This window comes from Streptacidiphilus jiangxiensis (assembly GCF_900109465.1).
In the GTDB taxonomy this organism is placed as follows: Bacteria; Actinomycetota; Actinomycetes; order Streptomycetales; family Streptomycetaceae; genus Streptacidiphilus; species Streptacidiphilus jiangxiensis.
Genome location: NZ_FOAZ01000088.1, coordinates 1 through 1,551 on the forward strand (window position 1 = coordinate 1; position 1,551 = coordinate 1,551).

At 68.1% G+C, this 1,551-nt stretch carries 1 protein-coding gene and 1 pseudogene; one reads left to right on the forward strand and one right to left on the reverse strand.

Features of this window, described 5'->3' with window-relative positions:
• A pseudogene (locus BMY61_RS47285) lies at window positions 1–197 on the reverse strand (chitinase); the annotation flags it as partial.
• Between the two features lie 227 nt (window positions 198–424).
• Between BMY61_RS47285 and BMY61_RS43785 the strand changes: the two are divergent.
• The coding region (locus tag BMY61_RS43785; protein ID WP_075004331.1) for a chitinase at window positions 425–1,551 on the forward strand (1,127 nt) is incomplete at its 3' end.

Below are 1,551 nucleotides of genomic sequence, written 5' to 3' on the forward strand. Positions count from 1 at the left end.
CCGTTGCACGTGTACACCTGCACCGGATTGAAATTCGCCGTCGACGCCGAACGATCATCCAGACACAGACCCCCGTACCCCACCACCTGACCGGTCGCGCCGACGGACGAAGCCGCCGCAGCGGAGTGCACGGCGACGGCGGCGAGCGGGAACTGCAACAACGCTGCGGCGACGGCAAGCCGACGCGAAGTGAACATGGGAGGCCTCTCTCCGTACCGTGTGGGGGCTCAGCGATTGAACTCTTGAAGTCATGGCACCGTCAAGAGTTCCGACATTCCTGGTTCGAACGAGAGAGAACGCTCTCGTGTGATCAAGACTCGAACTCAACGCGCCTCTTGACGATCTGTCATGGCCTCTAGTTGACTCCCCCTCATCCGGCCGCTCCCCCACGCTCGCGCCGCGACACATCCCCCACGGAGTCCCCATGCGTCTTCGGCATGCCTGCGCACCGTCCGCCGCCCTGCTGACCGCCGCGTCAGCGCTGCTGCTCGCCGCGCCGGCGGCGCACGCCGCCGCCAACCCCGGCCCCGGCTTTCCCGCCCAGTACGCCGCGCCGTACGTCGAGACCTGGAACTCCCCCGGCGCGATCGCCGCGGCCGAGTCCGCCACGGGCCTGAAGTACTACACGCTCGCGTTCGTCATCGACGGCGGCGGCTGCAACGCCACCTTCAACGGTTCCACGGCGATCGACGACGCGGGCTGGACCGGCGCCGTCAACACCCTGCGCGCCTCGGGCGGCGACGCGATCGTCTCCTTCGGCGGCGCCTCCGGCACCGAGCTCGCCCAGGCCTGCACGTCGGTCTCCGCGCTGCAGGCGCAGTACCAGCGGGTGATCGACACGCTGAACCTCACCCGGATCGACCTCGACGTCGAGGGATCCACCCTCGACGACACCGCCGCCAACGACCGCCGCAACCAGGCGCTGGCCAACCTGCAGTCCTACTACGCCGGCCAGGGCCGCACGCTCAGCGTCGACTACACCTTGCCCGTCGACACCAGCGGGCTGCTCTCCAACTCCCTCAGCCTGCTGAACAACGCGGCGAGCCATGGCCTGAACGTCAACCTGGTCAACATCATGACCATGGACTACGGCCCCAACGAGGAGATGGGCCAGGCGGCGGTCAGCGCGGCCCAGGCCCTGCACACCCAGCTCGGCCAGATCTGGACCGGCAAGAGCTCGGCGCAGCTGTGGGCGATGGAGGGCAACACGCCGATGCTCGGCGTCAACGACTCCACCAACGAGGTCTTCACCACCGGTGACGCCTCCACCCTGGAGAGCTTCGCCAAGTCCAACGGCATCCAGGAGCTGGCCTACTGGGCGCTCGGCCGCGACGTGGCCTGCGCGAGTGTCGGCACCTACTCCGACACCTGCAGCGGCACCCCGCAGAGCCAGTACCAGTTCGCCTCCACCTTCAACGCGATCACCGGCTCCTCCTCCGGCGGCGGGGGCGGCCACACCGGTCAGGTGGTGGGGTACGGGGGTCTGTGTCTGGATGATCGTTCGGCGTCGACGGCGAATTTCAATCCGGTGCAGGTGTACACGTGCAACGG